This is a genomic window from Streptomyces sp. NPDC053750, from assembly GCF_044544295.1.
GTDB lineage: Bacteria > Actinomycetota > Actinomycetes > Streptomycetales > Streptomycetaceae > Streptomyces.
Genome location: NZ_JBITXB010000031.1, coordinates 24,737 through 41,868 on the forward strand (window position 1 = coordinate 24,737; position 17,132 = coordinate 41,868).

General features: G+C 69.7%; 18 protein-coding genes and 4 pseudogenes. 12 read left to right on the forward strand and 10 right to left on the reverse strand.

Annotation, left to right across the window (positions count from 1 at the left end; genetic code table 11):
- Positions 1–3: 3 nt before the first annotated feature.
- Positions 4–2,586 (reverse strand): class III lanthionine synthetase LanKC, encoded by a 2,583-nt coding sequence (gene lanKC / locus ACIGO6_RS39190; protein WP_399885173.1) that lies wholly within the window; start codon positions 2,584–2,586, stop codon positions 4–6.
- Between the two features lie 168 nt (positions 2,587–2,754).
- Here lanKC and ACIGO6_RS39195 point away from each other — a divergent pair, with 168 nt between their 5' ends.
- Positions 2,755–2,982, forward strand: a complete 228-nt coding sequence (locus tag ACIGO6_RS39195; RefSeq protein WP_399885175.1) for a hypothetical protein — start codon at positions 2,755–2,757, stop codon at positions 2,980–2,982.
- 181 nt (positions 2,983–3,163) lie between these two features.
- Positions 3,164–3,897, forward strand: a pseudogene (locus ACIGO6_RS39200) (DUF1838 family protein).
- A gap of 230 nt (positions 3,898–4,127) precedes the next feature.
- On the opposite strand, the gene ACIGO6_RS39205 reads toward ACIGO6_RS39200, so the two are convergent.
- Complete coding sequence (locus tag ACIGO6_RS39205; protein WP_399885177.1) at positions 4,128–4,550, reverse strand: DUF6003 family protein; 423 nt, start codon at positions 4,548–4,550, stop codon at positions 4,128–4,130.
- Positions 4,551–4,702: 152 nt separating this feature from the next.
- On the opposite strand from ACIGO6_RS39205, the gene ACIGO6_RS39210 reads away from it, so the two are divergent.
- The gene (locus ACIGO6_RS39210) at positions 4,703–5,896 is read left to right on the forward strand and encodes an acyl-CoA dehydrogenase family protein (RefSeq protein ID WP_399885179.1); all 1,194 of its coding nucleotides are present in this window, start codon (positions 4,703–4,705) and stop codon (positions 5,894–5,896) included.
- A gap of 23 nt (positions 5,897–5,919) precedes the next feature.
- On the opposite strand, the gene ACIGO6_RS39215 is transcribed toward ACIGO6_RS39210, so the two are convergent.
- Entirely contained in the window at positions 5,920–6,168 is a 249-nt protein-coding gene (locus ACIGO6_RS39215; protein WP_399885181.1) for a hypothetical protein, read from the reverse strand.
- Positions 6,169–6,212: 44 nt separating this feature from the next.
- Between ACIGO6_RS39215 and ACIGO6_RS39220 the strand changes: the two genes are divergently transcribed.
- From ACIGO6_RS39220 to ACIGO6_RS39250, 7 genes are all read left to right on the forward strand, one after another.
- Complete coding sequence (locus ACIGO6_RS39220; protein ID WP_399885183.1) at positions 6,213–6,533, forward strand: hypothetical protein; 321 nt, start codon at positions 6,213–6,215, stop codon at positions 6,531–6,533.
- 28 nt (positions 6,534–6,561) lie between these two features.
- The gene (locus ACIGO6_RS39225) at positions 6,562–7,125 is read left to right on the forward strand and encodes a gas vesicle protein (protein ID WP_399885185.1); all 564 of its coding nucleotides are present in this window, start codon (positions 6,562–6,564) and stop codon (positions 7,123–7,125) included.
- A 34-nt stretch (positions 7,126–7,159) separates the two neighbouring features.
- Entirely contained in the window at positions 7,160–8,047 is an 888-nt protein-coding gene (locus tag ACIGO6_RS39230) for a gas vesicle protein (RefSeq protein ID WP_399885187.1), read from the forward strand.
- A gap of 76 nt (positions 8,048–8,123) precedes the next feature.
- On the forward strand, positions 8,124–8,438 hold the full coding sequence (locus tag ACIGO6_RS39235; RefSeq protein WP_399885189.1) for a gas vesicle protein K: 315 nt from the start codon (positions 8,124–8,126) through the stop codon (positions 8,436–8,438).
- On the forward strand, positions 8,435–9,247 hold the full coding sequence (locus ACIGO6_RS39240) for a GvpL/GvpF family gas vesicle protein (protein ID WP_399885191.1): 813 nt from the start codon (positions 8,435–8,437) through the stop codon (positions 9,245–9,247). Before ACIGO6_RS39235 ends, ACIGO6_RS39240 begins: the two co-directional genes overlap by 4 nt.
- A gap of 277 nt (positions 9,248–9,524) precedes the next feature.
- Complete coding sequence (locus tag ACIGO6_RS39245) at positions 9,525–9,854, forward strand: hypothetical protein (RefSeq protein ID WP_399885193.1); 330 nt, start codon at positions 9,525–9,527, stop codon at positions 9,852–9,854.
- 949 nt (positions 9,855–10,803) lie between these two features.
- Complete coding sequence (locus ACIGO6_RS39250) at positions 10,804–11,301, forward strand: hypothetical protein (RefSeq protein ID WP_399885195.1); 498 nt, start codon at positions 10,804–10,806, stop codon at positions 11,299–11,301.
- A gap of 10 nt (positions 11,302–11,311) precedes the next feature.
- Here the strand turns inward: ACIGO6_RS39250 and ACIGO6_RS39255 are convergent.
- The 5 genes and pseudogenes from ACIGO6_RS39255 to ACIGO6_RS39275 form a co-directional block, all read right to left on the reverse strand.
- Positions 11,312–11,413, reverse strand: a pseudogene (locus ACIGO6_RS39255) (IS5/IS1182 family transposase); the annotation flags it as partial.
- Between the two features lie 43 nt (positions 11,414–11,456).
- Positions 11,457–12,663, reverse strand: a pseudogene (locus tag ACIGO6_RS39260) (IS3 family transposase).
- Between the two features lie 35 nt (positions 12,664–12,698).
- Positions 12,699–13,058 carry a transposase gene (locus tag ACIGO6_RS39265; protein WP_399885197.1) on the reverse strand — a complete coding sequence of 120 codons (360 nt, stop codon included), beginning with the start codon at positions 13,056–13,058 and terminating at the stop codon, positions 12,699–12,701.
- A complete protein-coding gene (locus ACIGO6_RS39270) occupies positions 13,046–13,300 on the reverse strand; it encodes a transposase (RefSeq protein WP_399885199.1) in 255 nt (84 codons plus the stop codon). The genes ACIGO6_RS39265 and ACIGO6_RS39270 overlap by 13 nt, the downstream gene beginning before the upstream one ends.
- Before the next feature lie 184 nt (positions 13,301–13,484).
- Complete coding sequence (locus ACIGO6_RS39275; protein ID WP_399885201.1) at positions 13,485–13,889, reverse strand: type II toxin-antitoxin system PemK/MazF family toxin; 405 nt, start codon at positions 13,887–13,889, stop codon at positions 13,485–13,487.
- Between the two features lie 155 nt (positions 13,890–14,044).
- Between ACIGO6_RS39275 and ACIGO6_RS39280 the strand changes: the two are divergent.
- Positions 14,045–14,251, forward strand: a pseudogene (locus ACIGO6_RS39280) (IS701 family transposase); the annotation flags it as partial.
- 595 nt (positions 14,252–14,846) lie between these two features.
- Complete coding sequence (locus ACIGO6_RS39285) at positions 14,847–15,374, forward strand: RICIN domain-containing protein (protein WP_399885203.1); 528 nt, start codon at positions 14,847–14,849, stop codon at positions 15,372–15,374.
- A 203-nt stretch (positions 15,375–15,577) separates the two neighbouring features.
- Here ACIGO6_RS39285 and pcp read toward each other — a convergent pair whose 3' ends face one another.
- Together pcp and ACIGO6_RS39295 are read right to left on the reverse strand one after the other, a co-directional pair.
- Positions 15,578–16,225 (reverse strand): pyroglutamyl-peptidase I, encoded by a 648-nt coding sequence (gene pcp, locus ACIGO6_RS39290; protein WP_399885205.1) that lies wholly within the window; start codon positions 16,223–16,225, stop codon positions 15,578–15,580.
- Positions 16,226–16,720: 495 nt separating this feature from the next.
- A partial coding sequence (locus ACIGO6_RS39295; protein ID WP_399885207.1) for a YeeE/YedE thiosulfate transporter family protein occupies positions 16,721–17,132 on the reverse strand: 412 nt, incomplete at its 5' end.

The following is a 17,132-nucleotide window of genomic DNA, read 5'->3' on the forward strand; positions in this document are numbered from 1 at the left end:
GGCTCAGGGGCGCCGCTGGGTTCGCGGCGCGGGGAGGAACGGCAGACCGGCGGGCCGGTCGCCGTGCACGGAGGCGACGGCCAGCAGGCACCCGGCCGTTCCGGTGGACAGGTCCATGGACAGACGCATCATCTGCTCACCGGGGAAGGCGAGGTGACCGCGGTACGACATGGCGTGCCAAGTCAGCGCGTCGATCTGCCGTCGGATCGCCGCGGAGCCGGTTCCCGGACCGGTGGCGGTCGTGCGCCCGAGGAAGAGCACCATGCCGGCCACCCCCCGGTACAACCCCGGCTGGGCGTAGAACATGGCCTGCGCCGCGCGTACGATCTCGGTCCGCGCCCGCTGGAACTGCTCGTCGGCGCGGTGCGCGAGGTAGTCGTCGAGCACCATGCCGATGCCCACGCTCCCGGCGCCCAGGTACGGCATGGTGCGCCAGCCCTCGTCCACCTGGAGAGCTCCCCCCGCGCCGCGCACGCAGTGCGAGAGGTCCCGGCGCAGCGCGTCGCGCGCGAGGTCGAGCAGGCCGGCGTCGCCCGTGCGCTCGTACAGGCGCAGGAACAGCAGGGCACTGCCCGTCGCGCCGTACAGCAGTCCGGCCCGGCCGCGGCGGCCCGGCGCGTCCTCGGCCGGGTGGCGGGTGCTCAGCTCGGCGCACCGCATCACCGCGTCGCGCAAGGCGGTGTCGCCGGTGCGGGCGGCCAGACAGTCCAGGGCGAGCCCGATCCCGGCCGTCCCGCTGTGGAGGTCCGTGGTGAGCCGGTCGAGCGGCTGCCCGACCAGGATCCGTGCCAGGTCCGTCGACCGGTCCCGGTGACCGAGGCGGTCGAGGACCCAGGCGGTGCCGGCGATCCCGTCGTGGAAGCCGAGCGGCATCCCCGAGGGCGGCTGAGCCGTCCGGTCGAGCAGCCACTGTTCCGCGGTCTCGTCGCGCTCCGCACCGCTCTCGGCCAGGGCGTACAGCACCCCGGCCGCTCCGTGGCCGAACGAGAGCCCGCCGCCCGCGGTGGCGAACTGGGCGACGTCTCCGGGGAAGAGACGGTCCTCGCGCGAGGGGGTGGCAGAGGCGCGGATGGCCGCCGTCATCGAGTCCCGGCTGCGGGGCCAGTCGCCGGGCGGGACCGGGACGAAGCGCCGGCCGGTGCGGCGGACGACCGGTGTCCTGGGGGATGCGCCGGTGATCTCGTCGACCGCCTCGTCCAGGAACGCTCGGGGCACGGGGAACTGCCGGGCGATCAGGTCGGCGAGGTGCTCCGCCTTGCGCCGGTCCAGGACCAGCAGGCTCGTCAGCGGCAGGAAGAGAGCGAGGCGCAGACAGGCCAGTGCGTACCGGTCCACGGCGGTGCCCCGCCGACCGGGAGGAGCCACGAACCCGGGGTGGGCGACCGTCTGGCGCCCCGGCTCGTCGACGTGGTGCGCGGCCTCGAAGTCCAGCAGGGCCACCCGTCCGTCGTCGCGGACCATGATGTTGAACAGGTGCAGGTCGTTGAAGACGACGCCCCGGGCGTGCACCTCCGACACGGCTCGCTCCACCTGGCTGTGGACGTCGAGCGCCCACTCGGTGTACTCGGCCAGCCGACGGTCGTCCGGTGCCGCCTCGATGAGCGGATGGCGCCGGGCGAAGAAGGTGTTGAGGGGCTTGCCGTCCAGGTGCTCGAGGACCAGGAAGTGGTGCTCGCCCACCGCGAAGCGGTCCCGCACCTCGGGCGTGCAGGCCAGCCCCGACAACCGCTCGAGCGCCCGGTGTTCACGGTCCAGCCGTGCCACCGCGTCCGCGCCGTCGGCCGCCAGTCCGGCGTGCGGACGGGCTTCCTTCAGGACGACCGTCTCGCCGGTGCGGCTGTCACGGGCACGGTAGACGCCACCGCCGTTCGAGAAGTGGATGGCCGACTCGACGGTGTACGGGACGTCGGTCATCGTGACCGTCGCCCGTGCGTCGAGGTGCGGCTTGAGGAAGCCGGGGACACTCACCCAGTCGGGTACGCGGAACACCGGTCCGCGGACGTCGGGCACCAGCTCGCCGGAGGGATCCGCGATGGCGGGCCGCAGTTCCCCCTGTTCGTCGTAGCAGTCGCGGCGGGTGAAGCTGCCGTAGCGCACATGCACCGGGCCGCCGCCGATCCGCAGGTCGCTCAGGATCTGCGGCCCGGGCTCGCCGTCCAGCAGGGCCGCCAGCTCGCCCACGACCTGCTCGAACAGTGTCTCGTCCGCCGGGTACACCGTGACGAACTTCCCGCTGCCCGACCGGTCCGCGTACTTGGCGTTGCGCTGGTGCAGCAGGTAGCGGCTCGGGACGAACTTGAAGGCGACGGCGCGGTCGAGGCAGTACTCGCGTACCCGCGCCAGGACGGACTCGGCGTTGTCCAGGCAGGCGGACAGGTGGATCTTCCAGCCCTGCGCCGGCAGTACGGCGTCCACGGGACGCAGTGCGAGCCAGTCGCCGATCTCGGTGCGCCGCCATCCCGGCGGCACCGGCAGGTCGGCGACCGCGTAGCGGGTGCCGGCGGTCGCCGTACCGGGAGCGGCACGGTGCGGCGCGTCGTAGAAGTGCGGGTCTGCGTCGCAGTACACGGCGTAGCCCTTGTTCACGCCTTCTCCCTCCACCGGTCGGTGACGGGTAAGACGCTGTCACGGGCCGCGTCACCGGCGACAGTCACAGCTGTCACTTCTCCGACGTGCGGAACGCACAGGTAACTTGGGCGCCCACCTCCACGGCGCGATGGCGGAACTACGGCTTCCGTCACAGCGGAGGTGATCTTGACGGGGCGCATGCAACAGGTCCTGCTCGGTGCGCGCATCGCGTATCTCGCTGTCCACGACGAGGATGCGATCGCGGCCGGCTTCGCCGCGGTGTTCCTCCTGTTCACCGCGGTACGCGTGCGCACCGCGGTCCGCGCCCTGCGCGCCCGCCGACATTCGAGCGGTGAACGGCGTGTGCCGCGGACCGGGCGTGACCGCCGCCCCCCGCTCAGGTCCAGTCCGTGACCGCGCCGCCGACCGCCCGGCGGGCCACCGAGAAGGAGCCCAACATGTGGGGCCCGTCCCTGGACGGATCCTGTCGACGGGGTCGCGGTGCGGGTACGACATCGCCAGGGTGAGCACCATGTCACCAGGACTCCAGACGGTCCACGGTGCATCGCAGCCCGGGTACTGGGAGGGCACGTACATGACGACACCCGCGGAAACGCTCCGTTCTGTCGCCTCGCACCAGGGCCTCGCTCGACGGGGAGGAGGTCACGTACTGGTGGACCGGAGACGTGTACTCCTGGGCACCCGACGAGCCATACGAGCGCGTCTTCGGGTTCGAAGGGCTCAACGTCGCCCGCCTCGTCCAGGACCCCGAGGACGGTCAGGGCGCCTACCGGCTGCTCACCCGCGAGGCCGCCTTCCACCTGGACCCCGCTAGCCGCGAGATCCTGGAAACCTGGCGGGGCCGGCCAGTTACACGTGTGGAACGATCCGGCGAACCAGAAGTGGCGTCCCTTCCCGGTGCCGCTCGCCGAACTCGGTGACCAGGTCTGTTTCAGCCTGGAGATCCCGCTCGTCTACCCCTCGCCGCTGCCGGTCGCCGAGTATCCCGTCCACTCGTCCGGCGACACGTACAAGGCGCTGGAGTGCTTCCAGTTCTTCGCCCGCCGTTCGGACCTGGCGGGGGGCCCAGCGTACCGGCCAACATGTCGTGGACCCGGATGTCCCCGTGGATGGCGCGCGGGCAGCGGCCCGGCGGTCTCACGTTCCACTGCCGGGGCCGCAAGCTCGGCTCGTACGCCGAAGTGCCCCGAGCGCACCCGCGCATACGTCGCCGACCACCATACGCAACTCGCCCATGCCCCGGAGACGTGGACCGAGCCGAACGAGACCAGCTGGACCTACTTCCGCAAGCTCCACCCGCCGAAGTAGCGGCCCGTCCGCTGCCGCTCACACAGAGCGGGAAAACCGTTCGGGTACCCAGAGGGGGTCGGGGCGGTGTGCGGTCGGCCGAGTGCCGCGGCCCCGACGGGTCCGCCCTCGGCGACCAGCGCGGCCACGAGCAGCGAGCCGCACAGCACGAGCGGCGCGGGCAGAATCCAGGCGCGCGCGTCATGATGACGCGGGCCACCGACGGGGCGAGACGCTCTTCGAACCGACATTCACCGGACGGCGGCCTTGACGCTGCTCAGTTCCTCGCCCGTCAGTTCCGCGATGCGGTGCGCCGGCACACCGGCCGCGAGCGCACGGGCCAGCAGTGCTTCACGGCCGTCCGCACAGGAACGGTACGCCAGCAGCTCCTCCTCCAGCCGGGCGACGCTCTCCGGCGCGACCGTGTGCCGCAGGCGACTGAGCTCCTCCTCGCCGAGGGGGACCGGGAGCCGCTCAGCGTGCTCGGGGATGGCCGCCGTCTCCTCCGGCGGCACCAGACGGAGCCCCGGAGACGACGCGGTCACTCCCTGCGCGTCGAGCCACCCGCGGACCGCGGGGGTGTCCATACAGGCCACGTCCCCCACGGCCGCGAGCGGCGTGCCGAGCGGTGCGGCCGATTCGGTCAGTAGGACGAGGTAGGCGTCGTCGGTCATCCCCAATTCCTCACAGGCGAAGTTCGTGTCCTGACGGCCTCCCCATACCCGCCGCCGCCCCTCTCACCGCTCCGGCCCCTGGACGTCCGAGCCCCTGTCCGGCTTGCCAGCCGCTCAGGCATCCCACGGCGCGACCGTGGAAGAAGGGCCCCATGACTGCACTCACGGAACAGCACAACGTCGCCGACTTCTACGAATTCGAGTCCGCGCTGACGGAGGAGGAGCGCAAGGTCCTCGCCAGGACACGGACGTTCATGCGCGACGAGGTCCGGCCGCTGGTGGCCGAGCACTGGGCCGAGGGCACGTTCCCGCGGCAACTGGTCGCCCGTTTCCGGGAGAGCGGACTCGTGGGGCTGCCGTACGAGGGCTACGGCGAGCCAGGGCCAGCAGCCAGTCATCTGCTGACCGGGATGATGGCCATGGAGATGAGCCGCGTCGACGCGTCCGTGGCCACCTTCTTCGGCGTTCACAACGGACTGGCGATGTACGCCATTCAGGCGGGTGGTGACCAGGAGCAGCGCGACCGCTGGCTTCCGGCCATGGCGAGGATGGAGACCGTGGGTGCGTTCGCGCTGACGGAACCGCTCGACGGCTCCGACATCGCGGCCGGCATGCGGACCACGGCCCGTCGCGAGGGCGATGACTGGGTGATCGACGGGGCCAAGCGCTGGATCGGCAACGCCACCTTCGCCGACCACGTCGTCGTGTGGGCCCGGGACGTGGCCGACGACCAGGTCAAGGGATTCGTGATCGACCGCGGTGCTCCGGGCTTCAGCGCGGAACGCATCGCCCACAAGACATCGCTGCGCATAGTGGAGAACGCGGACATCACGCTGAACGGCGTACGGGTGCCGGAGTCCGACCGGCTGCAGAACGTCTCCTCCTTCCGCGATGTCGCGCAGATCCTGCGCGACACGCGCAGCGGGGTGGCCTGGCAGGCCCTGGGCGTCATGATCGGCGCCTACGAACTGGCGCTGCGCTACGCGACCGAACGGGAGCAGTTCGGACGTCCGCTCGCCGGGTTCCAGCTGGTGCAGGATCTGCTGGTCAAGAGCCTGGGGAACATCACCTCCAGCTGGGGCATGCTGCTCCGGCTCGCTCGGCTGCAGGACGCCGGCGTGTTCCGGGACGAGCACTCCTCGCTCGCCAAGGCGCACGTCACGGCTCGGATGAGGGAGGTCGTGGCCTGGGCGCGGGAGATCTTCGGAGGCAACGGCATCGTCCTGGAGTACGACGTCGCGCGCTTCTTCGCGGACGCGGAGGCCATCTATTCCTTCGAGGGGACCAGGGAGATGAACACCCTGATCGTCGGCAAGGCGATCACCGGTCAGAGCGCCTTCGTCTGACCCCGCCGACCCGGCGGGAGGGCTCACCGCGGGCCGCGGGCCCGCCGCTCCCGCCGGGCCTCGCGCATACCCTCGCCCGCCTCCCGAGCACGTCCCATCAGCCATTCGCGAACCCGCCACCACGCAAGGACGACGGGCGTGACCAGCAGCGCGAGCAGGCAGGCCGAACCCCAGCCGGCCCGGTCGGACGCACCGAACCTCAGGTACGCGACCGTCACCGCGTACAGAACGACCACGAGGAGCCCGTACTTGAGAGGCTTGGATCGTCTCATGGAATCCGACTACCCGGCGGGGAGCACGACTTGCGTCGCCGGAGGTGGCGGGCGACAGCAACTACTGCACGAGCGGCGACCTGGTCGGCGCCGTGAGTGGTTCCCTGGCGTCGAACCCGGACCTGACGGAAGTCCGCTTCGACTTCGCCGAAGTGACGTCGATGGACCCCTCGGGCCTGTCCGCCCTTCTGATCATCCACCGCCCGACCAGCACCGCCGGAGCCCGCCTGCACCTCCGGAAGACCGTCCACATGGATGGGGGCCGGGGGCACCGAGGGGCACGCGTTCCGTGCGCGGCCATCGTCGTACACCCGGCGATCGAGCAGCACGACCGCTCGCCCAGCGTGCCACTTCGCGGTGTGTGAATGATGGAAGACCGGTAAGGCGGCTGGGATGAGCAGCTCTATCGGAAGGACCACTCCGAGCGAGGGCCGGTTCCCGGCGACCGCCCCCGGACACGAGCGGGCAGCGCGCACGGTGCCGTCGGTCGGCGCGGCCCCCATGCAGCCCCGGCGGGACGGCGAGGGAAGCCTCGCGCACGTCGTGGAGACGCTGCTGGACAAGGGCTTGGTGCTGAACGCCGACATCATGGTGTCGGTCGCCGGGGTCGAACTGCTGGGCATCCGGCTGCGCGCGGCCCTCGCCTCCTTCGAGACGGCCGCCCGATACGGACTCGAGTTCCCCTCCGGCACGGACACGGAGACCGCTGCCTGGCGGGAGACCCGGGAGGAGAGGGAGACCTGCCCGGCATGCGGCAAACGCGTCCTGGTCGGGCAACTGCTCAACCAGTGGTGCCCGTGGTGCGGCTGGCGCAGCGCCCAGTCCCGCTTGCAGGACGACTCCGGGCAGGCCGCCCTGACGGCCCACCGCGCGGCCGACGATCAGGCGAACGGTGAGGCGGACGGCGCTCACGACCAGGGTGCCGCCGATCGGGAGGCCGAGCGGCGTGGAGACTGACCGGACTCCGATGCGGCCCACGCGGGAACCCCGGGTGACCTTGGACGACCTGGTGGAGGTCCTGCTCAACAAGGGCGCGGTCCTGCACCTGGACCTCATCGTCGCCGTCGCCGACATCCCGCTGATCGGTGTCTCGGTTCGCGCGGCCGTCGCCGGGATGGAGACGATGCTGGAATACGGCATGATGCGCCACTGGGACGAGGCAACGCGCGCGTGGGCCGAGCGCTCCACGGTGCAGCGCGCCCTCGACCTGCGTGAGGGCGAGAGCATCATCCGCCGGATGAGCGGGGGGCACTTGCTCACCGAGGGCGTGTACCACGGCTGGCGTCCCGGGACCGTGTACCTCACCGACCAGCGCCTCGTCGTCCTGCGCGGGGAACCCCGGGAAATGCTCTGGGAGACCGATCTCGACACCGTACGCGACGTGCGTCTCGCACCGGAGCGGACGGTCGGCGGCGAGGAACGCCTGCGCCTGGAGGTGTCGCTGGCCGACGGACGCCGGGAGTTGCTCTCCGCATGGGAGCCGGAGACACTGCACGACCTGCTCGGCCGTGTCCGCGCCGGACGGCTCGCACCCGCCCTCCCGCCCGGGGCCGCCCCCGAAGAGGAGCCGCCGATCGCCGAGGGACACGTGTGGTACGAGGAACCGCGCAGGTCCGGGCCGTTGTGGCGCGGCGGACAGGCACGGCTCACGGCCGGCCGGCTGACCTGGAAGTCGCCCGTGGACGCGCGGCCCGCACTGGTGCTGCCCCTGACGGACCTGGCCGGGGTGCGACGTGTGCCCGGGTACGGTCCCGGCGGCGAGGGGAGCGTCCTGGTGCTGGACACCACCACGGGCGAAGAGATCCGGCTCGCCGCCGACGACCCGGGCCGCTGGGCCCGGCGGCTCACGTCGACGAGCCCCGCGGCGGCCCTCGCGTGAGCGGCCCGGAAGCAGGCCGGACAGCACAGCGAGAAGTGTGGAGAGAGCGGAAAGAGCGGAAAGAGGAGAAGACGACATGCCGTTGACCGTCGACGAGAAGAGCCTCAAGCACGGCGTGCTGTCCCTCGTCGTGACCCTGGTCGAGGTGATCCAGGAGGCCTTGGACCGCCAGGCCATGCGCCGCATTGACGGCGGGGACCTCGATCCGGAGGAGGCCGAACGCCTCGCCGACGCCCTGCTGGAACTGGACGAGGCGATGGAACAGATCAAGGAGGACCACGGCATCGTCGCCTCGGTCGCCGACCTGCACCGAGGGCTCGACGACGTGGTCGACGACGTCGTGGACAAACTGATCAACCCGCAGCGCTGGGCGGAGGACGCCGGGCGATGACCGAGAACACCGCACTGTACGTGTATGCCCTGCTGCCCGACCGGCAGGGCGCCGCCGACGGCGTCACCGGGCTCGACGGGCGTCCCTTGCGTCTCGCGAGAGTCCCGGGCACCGACGTCGCCGCACTGGTGCACGACGCGAGGCCTGCCCCCTACCAAGGCGGCGACGCCGAGGTACGGCGATGGGTGGCGGAACAGAACGAGGCCGTCACCACGGTCTGGGAACGCGTCGGCAGCCTGCTGCCGATGACTTTCAACGTTCTGGTGGCCGACGACACCGAGGCCGGACGGAGCGCGGAGCAGCGACTGGGGGAGTGGGTCGCAGAGCAGCACGCCGATATCACCGGCCAGTTGAGGGCACTCGCCGACAGGTGCGAGCTGCGCGTGGAAGTTGTCCTGGACCGTGCGGCCGCCGTCACGGCCGGCGAAGCGTCGTCGGCTCCGGAGCGGACGGAGGCGGGCGACCGGTCGCCCGGCATGCGGCGCCTGCTCGCCAAACAGCGCGAGCAGCGGGAGAAGAACACGGCCGGACGACTCGCGGACACGCTCCACGCCGGCCTCCGGCGTCGTCTGCTCGCGGTCGCCGAGGACCTTCGCGACCGCGGACCGGCCCACCGTGTCCCCGGAGAGACGGACGTCCTGTCCGCGGCCCTGCTCGTCCGGAACCAGGACGTCGACGCAGTCGGCGCCGTCCTGAGCGAGGCGCAGGCGGGCGAGACCGCGCTGCGCATCCGCTTCCTCGGTCCCTGGCCGCCGTACTCCTTCACCGAGACCCGACCTCGGCAACCGGCGGAGCACGGGGCGGGCTGACGGCCTCACGCTGTCCGCCACCGGAAACCGCATGGAGAGGGCGCGCCCACGACCGGTCGCCGCCCGCCGCCCTGACTACGGTCATCCGTGCGATACGAGTACCGGACCGGGTCCACTCGCTCCGCTGCTGCTGTTCACCGTCGGCTGCGGACGAGCGCATCTACGGTCGGCGTCCGTGCACGGCGGAGGAGGTGGGGTCCTCCGCTTCCGGTATCGACGGCGTGGAGATGCTGCGGGCGACGGATACCTCGAGACACACGAAGGGGACGGCGTCGACGTGGTCGTCCGCGCGTCCAGCTCCGCGTACAGCGGTTGGATCGATCCTCAAGAGGTCGCCGTTCAGCGCCGTTTCACGGTGCGGGTGTCGCCCACGTCGGAGTGGCGGGAGGAACCCCGGGACGTCGACTGCCCGGCCAGCCCTCCGCTGACCCTCGCCCTGCCATCCGAGCCGCCCCGGCTGCTGTACGAGGAGCTCCGCGCGCCCCCCCGGGTGCTGGAGGGCGCCCGGGCGGACGAGGCCCGGGTGCGCCGTACGCTCGCCGAACTCGCCTCCACACCCGTGGCCTCGGACAGCTTCGTCTCGGCGTCCCGCCGTCGAGTGCGGTAACCGAACGCCTCCTTGCGGACCTTCCCGAGTACCTTGCGGGCCCAGTCGGGCAGCTCGTCTCCCGACTTGCCGCTGGCGATGGCCGTGTTGCCGGCTTCTCGTCGCCGGGCGGAGTCTCACCGGGCTTCTCCTCGGTCGGTCTTTCGTCAGGCTTCTCTTCGGGCACTTCAGGCCTCCGGGGCCCTTCTTGTAGTCGGCGACGGCGAGCACGGCCGCGGACTGCTCCTCGGGCTCGGGCTCGTGCAGCTCGATACGCACGCGGCGCGGATCACCCTTGACCACGAGGAGCCACTCGAAGGCGCTGCAGACGGTCTGGAGCAACTGGGTCGAGTCGCTTTCCGTCCTGCCCGGACTCCTTCGAGGAGTCCCACGCCACGGTCTGGTACGGGCCAGGCAGCAAATCACCTCAACTCCCGTGACCTTGACGGCTTTCGTGTAGCGTTTCCCATGCGGATACAACGGCAACTTCGCCGTGACCCCCGCCCGACTGACAGTTGAGGTCGGCTATTACGTGAGTCAGCTAACGGGCTGGCGCGAGACGCGCGCAGCTGGCCTGGTTCCTGACTCACTTTGTTGAGGGCACTCAGACCAAGGACTGACGGGAGCTGAAGGAACGGGCGCGGCAACGCCCTTTCGGATGATTGCACGCGTCGGCAGTCTCTCAGAACCAACCACTAAGTCAGTGGTCGGACTGAGGCTGCCTGCTTCCAGTTCGACCCATGGAGCTGGAGGCACTCAACAGGTGGATTGGAACTCCATCACCCTCTATGTCCTCGGGGCATTCGGCATTCTGAGCCTTGCCGTGACCATGCTTACGTCCCTCGCGAAGCAGATGCCCGAACTGGCCAACGCGCTGCGCGCTGCATGGTCCTCATTTCGAGGTGACAGCAGAAGGCGAGGATCGGACGACACCTAGGGCGTGTGTCGGAAGTGCTCTAGGTTGGCTGACGTGAGTGGGCGGGGGCGGAGTTATCGATATGTCGGGCCGGTCGAGCTGAAGGCTGCGGTCCGGCCTGGTGACGGCGGGCGTCGGATCGGCTCGGCGGCTGACTTCGGTGGCTGGTTCGTGGAGCAATCGGCGGCGGAGCTGGCCGAACCGTTCACCTTCGTGGTCGGTATGGACGGTGTGCTTCGGCTGGCGCCGCGGCGAAGCGAGCACGTGGCCTGTGCCGGCGAGATCAGCCTCGTGCGCGAGGCGGACCGGTGGGTTGTCAGCGAGGTCAGCAACCAGTCCACCGGGTACTGCCCCGACGTCACCTCCTGGGCGGAGGTCGCTCGTGCTCTGGACGCTGTAGGGCTCCGGCGGCCCTCCGGCTTTACTCACGAAGTGGTGTTCCGGCGGTGCCCCGACTGCCAGGAGCACAACATCGTGCGCGAGGACGACTTCGTCTGTGTCTTCTGTGGCAGCGATCTGCCCGCGGCGTGGAACGTGGATCCCACCGCGTGATGACCGCGGGTCACAGCCACTCGTTGATGGCAGCGGCGAGGACGGTCGCCTCGTAGCGGACGGCGAGCTTGTCGTAGCGTGTGGCGACTGCCCGGTGTCTCTTGAGGCGGTTGATCCCGCACTTGAGGTTGATCCCCGGGAGTGGACACCGGGTTTCATGCGGCGAGTGACAGAGTACGTGACGTGATCAGTCGTTGTTCGAACTCGGCCGGTGTGAGGTAGCCGAGGGCGGAATGCCGACGGCGCCTGTTGTAGTACGAGAGCCAGCGGACCAGCTCGAGTCGGGTCTGTGCCTTCGAGGTCCAGCGGCGTCCGTGAAGCAGTTCTCGTTTGAGGCTCTGGAAGAACGATTCGGCCAGTGCGTTGTCGTAGCTCGAGCCCACCCGGCCCATGCTTCGGCGGATGCCGTGCCGGCGGCAGACATCGGCGAAGGCGGCCGCGCTGTACTGGGCGCCCCTGTCGGTGTGGAAAACGACGCCGTTCACCTGACCGCCGCGGGCGGCCACGGCCATCTCGATCGCGTCGGTGACCAGCGAGGTCCGCATATGGTCGCCGATCGACCAGCCCACCACGCGCCGCGAGCAGATGTCGATCACCGTGGCGAGGTAGAGCCAGGTCGTGCCGACGGTGACGTAGGTGATGTCACCGCACCACCTGGTGTTCAGGGTGTCCGCGGTGAAGTCGCGCATCACCAGGTCCGGCACGGGCGGCGCGGTCCTGTCCGCGATCGTCGTCCGCTTCTTCTTCCGCAGGTGCCGGCCGACGATGTCGTTGACCCGCATCAGCCGGGTCACGCGCTTGCGGTTGATCCGCCGTCCCCTCGTCCGCAGCTCGGCATGGACGCGCGGGGCACCATAGGCGCCATCGTGCTCGGCGTGGATGGCGCGGATCTCGCTCACGGTCCGCTTCTCCTCGGCCTGGCGTTCGGCGCGGGCCTGCCCGGTGGCCAGATGGCGGTAGTAACCGGCGCGGGACACACCGAGCACCCGGCAGATCCGCTTGACGCCGAAATCGGCGCGGTGGTCGGAGATGAAGTCCCAGCGGCGAGGGCTCACTTCACCTCCCGAGCGAAATACGCGGCCGCCCGGCGCAGGATCTCGCGCTCGAGGTGCCACTCTTTCTCAGCCTTCAGCAGCCGGGCGTTCTCCGCCCGCAGCCGGGCCAGCTCATCCACCTCGCCGCCCGTGTCACGGCGTCCGGGCACGGCCTGGTTCTCGTCCTTGCGCACCCACGTCCGCAGCGACTCCGCGGTGATGCGAGATCCGCGGCCACCGCCGCGTACGTCCGCTTCCCGGCCGCGGCACGGTAGAGCGCGACCGCGTCCTTCCTGAACTCCTCCGTATACGGAGACTTGCGTCCCACGTGGACATCCCTCCCTAGACCATCAAGATCCATTGTCAGGGTGTCCACTCCGAAGGATCAGCCTCATACGCCTTGTCCGCCCGCACCCGATCGGGACGAACGCGTGGCCGGCCCGGCCCGATGCGGGGCACGCGAACCTTTGCCGGCACGGGTTCGAACTGCGGCGAGTCCCCACGCTGCCCTGCCGTGACCACGATGGCCATGGGCTTCTGACCTTGCTCGACGGCCAGGTGCAGCTTGGTAGTGAACCCGCCGCGCGAGCGTCCCAACCCGTGATCACGAGGCTCGGTGAACACCCCACCCGGCGGTTCCTTCTGCAGATCACCCTGCTTGCGAGCCCCGGCCGCATGCTGATGGGCGCGGCAGACCGTGGAGTCGACGCTCAGGTCCCACACGGTCGCACACCTTCCGCATCGGCCAAGGACTGGACACGGGTGAGGATCCGATGCCAGGTGCCGTTCCGCTGCCACCGGCGGAACAGGTCGTAGACCCGGCCCCACGGCCCGTACTCGACAGGCACGTCCCGCCACGGAACACCGGTACGGGCCCGAAACCGTATGCCGTCGATCAGCTGCCGCCGAGGCCAGACAGGCGGTCGCCCCGCCTTCGTCCCCTTCGGCAACAACGGCTCCAGCACCGCCCACTGCTCGTCCGTGAGATCTCCCCGACCCGTGAGCCGTGATCATTCGCGGCCCAAGATCCACTTTCGATACACGGCCTGGTGCTCCAGCCGTAGATCGTGATCTTGTTGCTGGAGTGCGGTGGAGAGGGGGGCGGCGGTCAGTCGTCGACGAGATCGAGCTGGGCAGCACACGCGTCCGCTACTCGAGTCCTTCGAGACGGCGGGCATCTTTGATCTCGCTTGTCCTGGCAGCCGTCATCGGGGTCCACTCCCTCCTCTCTCCAGCGATACGGAGGGCTGCTCCAACCTCGCTGAGCTTCACGGAGGACAATACGCCCGCCCGCTCGATCAGGTCGTCCCGGGCCACGGTGGTCAGCCATGTGCACGGAGTAAAGCCTGAACGCGGGAACGCGAACCGCAGCACGCCTTCGAAGGGCAATCCTTCCGAGGGTCCTACGGCCACTTCAACGCCCAGGCCGCTGATGTCGAAGCCCGCTGGCGCAACGATCTGCATCGCCTGAAGCCCGGATGACTCCTCGTCCGAGAGCAGCACGACCGGGCGTCGCTCATCGAAGTCGCCCCACCAGACTTCACCGCGTTGCATGTGTCCTCCTGGCGCGAGACGGTGGGCGAACGCTGCGTGCCCTGTGCGGGACACGGAAGGGATGCAGCCCCGTCTTCGCACGTCGTGACCGAGGGGCGGTGAAGACGGGCGCGGCCACCGTTGATCACCGGCGTGTGAAGACTGAAGATCATGCGGTGGCCGCGAGTCACAGCGTAGACCCTGCCCGCCGGCAGGAGGCGTTCGAGGCCCTGATGTCCCGGACAGCGGGCCGGTTCGCACGGGTTGAACCCCGGCGTCGGGTACGGGACTTGGTGCTGGGGCTGCTGTCGGACCTGTCGCGCAAGAACTGCTGGAGCATCGCCGAGACCGGGGGAGACGCGACGACGACATCCACGAAGCATTCCTCGGTCTCGCCGTCTGCGTGATCACATACCGCCACGTGCAACGGCTTTGTCAGGGACGGTAAGCGGGACACGCCCTACTCCACCGGGTTGATGCCCACCTGTGCTGAAACGCGCTGAACGGATGAGTCTGAAGCGCCCACGGACATGGAAGTGTGCGCGTCGTGCGCGGGAGGGAACCCACCAGCGGTGCACGCCCAGCAGGCCTTCTGGCCACGTGGCCGGCAAGAGGGAAGTGGTGGCCGGACTTCGCTGCTGGGCTCTCCCGCCCGTTCCCGTGGCCGGCTTTTCCGGACCGCCTGCTCAGGACGCCAGGGCGCCAGATGCAACCGGCAGGGCCGGCAGAACACGCCGCCGTCCGGCATCAGGAAACGCGCCAAAAACACTGTTTCTTGTTTATGCAGCCCATTGCACCTCATGTAGTGATTCCTGCGCTGAGAACACCTCCACAGGTCCCCGTCTGCCGACACTTACCGTGCGAGACCGTCCTGGCCTTTCGGCTCCAGGAGAGCTGGCCCAAGGCTGCAGCATCGCCCAAGGGCTCGCGACACCCACGGCATGCCGAACGGCCATCCTTGTAAGGAGGACCACTTCCGTGCACCGAACCTTCCTGACGCGCGTGGCCATGCTGTTCGCGTTGATCGCCGCGTTGCTGGGGGCCACCGCGGTCCCGGCCAGCGCGGCCCCAGGCGATCAGTACAGCCCCGTCGTCATCGTCAACGGCGCGACCAGCGGTCACCTCGTGCCCAACGACCTCGGCGCGAACCACAACGACGACATCTGGATGTGGGCCTGGAACGGCCCCACTTACGGCAGTGACCAGTGGACCTTCGAGGAGCGGGCCGGCGGCTACTACCTCATCCGCAACAACGTCACCCGTAAGTGCCTCAAGCCCGCCCCCTACACCTACGGCGGCAAGACCTACGTCACCCAGGGCAACTGCAACGACAGCTTCGAGTCCCAGTGGTGGCTGGAGCGGTCCCCCTTCACCGGCCTTTACAAGATCGTCAACCGTGCCAGCCATGAGGCCCTGACTCCCTACCTCAACGGCCCCAACCAGGTCGTCGTCCTGGAAACCGACAGCAACGATGCCAAGAACTGGTGGTCCCTCACCGGCTTCTGACTTCGCATCAGTCACGCCTCCTCTCCCCCTGCGCCCGGCCGTGCGGATCCGCCACGGCCGGGCGCAGGGGTACGTGACCACCACACGCCCGACCGGAACCACCCCGGACACGTGTATGTGCGCAACAAGTCCACCTGGCCCGCAAGCCGCCGAACCAGGCCATCGACTCAAGCTCACGGTTCCTGCGCCGGGTCTGAATCGAGTCAGCTTGTGGCGCCCCAGGGCACCTTGATGTCGCTGTCGTGCGCAGCGGCCGTGGCCAGGACGATGCGCAGTCCTTCAGCAGTGGTGTCCACCGGCATGGAGGCAACGCCGTACGCCGAGACCGCGGGCATCTCGGGAGTGTGAGGGACGTGGATGAACCCTCCGCGGCGTTGCTTGGCCTCGGTCTCGAGCAGATGCATCAGCCCGTAGAAGACGTGGTTGCACACAAAGGTGCCGGCAGACAGGGAGATCTCGGCAAAGATCCCGGCCTGCTGCACGGCCGCGGCGCAGCGCTTGATGGGGAGGGTGGAGAAGTACGCGGCGGGCCCGTCGGGCACGATCGGCTCGTCGACGGGCTGCCGACCGTCGTTGTCGAGCCCGGGACTGTCGTCCACGTTGATCGCGACACGCTCGATCGAGATGCCTCGTCGGGGGGACAGGCCCAGACACACCACGAGGTCGGGGTCGGTGTCCAGTACGGCCTCGCGCAGCGCCGGAATTGACTTCGTGAAGGTGCAGGGCAGTCGGACTGCGGTGACCTCCAGACCCGACGGGGGTTTTTCCTGCACGAGTTGGGCCGCGGCCCAGGACGGGTTGTACGTATCCTGCTGGAACGGCTCGAATCCGGTGAGAAGGACACGAGACATGGCGAAGGAACCCTTTCATGTGAAGAAGCTGTCATCCCTGGGCTGAGCGCCACGTGCTGCCCAGCAGGCTACGAGCCACACCACGGGCGGGTGCCCCGCCTCGGTCGCCAGACCGACAGGGACGAGGAAACTCGCCCCATGCGAAGCCCTCAGGACAGGAAACTACTCCGGCATGACACCACCCGCGTGCCGGACTACGCCGAGAGAGCCAACGCTCTGCTCCTAGGACCTCAAGACTGCCGCACCCGAGTGGATGCGCCGCAGCCGCGTCCACCTGGAGAGCGCATCGATCCGGGCATGGCCCGCCAGTTCGAAGCCTTCATCGCAGGCCTGACGCTGCAGCGTGCTCTGGCCCGTGAGCGGCATGGCCGGGCTCTCACCCTGGAGGCCATCGCCCGGGTCACCACCACGGACCGGCCCGCAGCCCACGGAACCGACACCCCCTGGCGGTCCGTGCGGCACAGGTCTGCCCCCTGCGCCGCACGGGCATCCTCGTCAGCAGACGCCGTCGCCCGGCTTGGGGTTGCCCAGGCCGAACAGGGGGCGCAGCTTGAGGCCCACCCAGGTGCCGGCCAGCGCGAAGGCGCCCCACAGCCAGCCGCTGAGGCTGCCCGAGGCGATGCCCGCCAGGTAGGCGCCGATGTTGCAGCCGCCGGCCAGGCGGGCGCCGATGCCCATCAGCACACCGCCGAGCACCGCCGCGACCGTCGTGCGCCAGGGGATGCCGCGGTGCAGCGCCCAGGTGCCCCCGAGCGAGGCGGCGACGGCCGCGCCGATCATGATGCCGATGTCGGTGAGGCTGGTCTTGTCGCCGAGCACGGGACCCGCCAGCATCTCGGCGTTGCCGGGCCGCTGCCACCAGGTCCAGTTCTCCGGGTGACCGCCGAGCGCGCCCACCAGCTCGGAG

What these genes read in the sequence shown, in the direction of transcription:
- ACIGO6_RS39235 (WP_399885189.1), top strand. Translation starts at nt 8,124, where the DNA reads ATGCCGTTGACCGTCGACGAGAAGAGCCTCAAGCACGGCGTGCTGTCC.
- ACIGO6_RS39225 (WP_399885185.1), top strand. Translation starts at nt 6,562, where the DNA reads ATGAGCAGCTCTATCGGAAGGACCACTCCGAGCGAGGGCCGGTTCCCG.
- ACIGO6_RS39275 (WP_399885201.1), bottom strand. Translation starts at nt 13,889, where the DNA reads ATGCAACGCGGTGAAGTCTGGTGGGGCGACTTCGATGAGCGACGCCCG.
- pcp (WP_399885205.1), bottom strand. Translation starts at nt 16,225, where the DNA reads ATGTCTCGTGTCCTTCTCACCGGATTCGAGCCGTTCCAGCAGGATACG.
- ACIGO6_RS39210 (WP_399885179.1), top strand. Translation starts at nt 4,703, where the DNA reads ATGACTGCACTCACGGAACAGCACAACGTCGCCGACTTCTACGAATTC.
- ACIGO6_RS39205 (WP_399885177.1), bottom strand. Translation starts at nt 4,550, where the DNA reads ATGACCGACGACGCCTACCTCGTCCTACTGACCGAATCGGCCGCACCG.
- ACIGO6_RS39240 (WP_399885191.1), top strand. Translation starts at nt 8,435, where the DNA reads ATGACCGAGAACACCGCACTGTACGTGTATGCCCTGCTGCCCGACCGG.
- ACIGO6_RS39215 (WP_399885181.1), bottom strand. Translation starts at nt 6,168, where the DNA reads ATGAGACGATCCAAGCCTCTCAAGTACGGGCTCCTCGTGGTCGTTCTG.